At 61.3% G+C, this 613-nt stretch carries 1 protein-coding gene; it reads right to left on the bottom strand.

Going from position 1 to position 613, the window contains the following annotated elements:
• The coding region (tssI, locus tag TU76_RS24170; RefSeq protein WP_338109572.1) for a type VI secretion system tip protein TssI/VgrG at positions 1 to 600 on the bottom strand (600 nt) is incomplete at its 3' end.
• Positions 601 to 613: the final 13 nt, after the last annotated feature.

Raw genomic sequence — 613 nt, forward strand, 5'->3', positions numbered from 1 at the left:
TTTGAGCGGCGACGGGGTGATGCTCGACACCAGGCAGCCGGATATCACTGGCTGATCAATATCACCCTCCAGGTAGCTGACCAGCACTTCCATCCCGATCCGGGGAATGGTCAGCGCCCCATAGTTGTCACCCGCCCAACTTGAGGCGACACGTAACCAGCAACTGCTCGTGTCATCATCAATCCCGCTGCGGTCCCAGTGAAAACGGACTTTGACCCTGCCGAATTGATCGCTGTGGACTTCCTGGCCCGCCGGGCCGGTGACGCGAGCGGTTTGGCTGCCATGAATCTGCGGCTTGGCGAACACCCTGGGCGAGCGGTAGGGCACGGTTTCGGGGATGGCGAAAAACTGATTGCGATAGCCTTGGCTGAACGCCAGCGCATGCTCGATAAACAGGCTGGCTGCCTGCTCTTGCAGCGCCTGCGGCTGCTTGCCTTCGTGGTGGATGCGAGTCAGCAACCATGGTGCATTCCAGGCGCTGTACGGGTGCTCGCCGAGGGTCAAGAAATGGCCGCAGCTCAAGCTCGGTTGATCGCTGCTGCCGCTGGCCTGACGACAGTCGCTCTGGTGCTGTTCCAGGGCTATCTGGCTTAGGCGCACGCCGTCCTCGTTC

The sequence above is a fragment of the Pseudomonas psychrophila genome (genome assembly GCF_001043005.1).
Taxonomy (GTDB): Bacteria; Pseudomonadota; Gammaproteobacteria; order Pseudomonadales; family Pseudomonadaceae; genus Aquipseudomonas; species Aquipseudomonas psychrophila.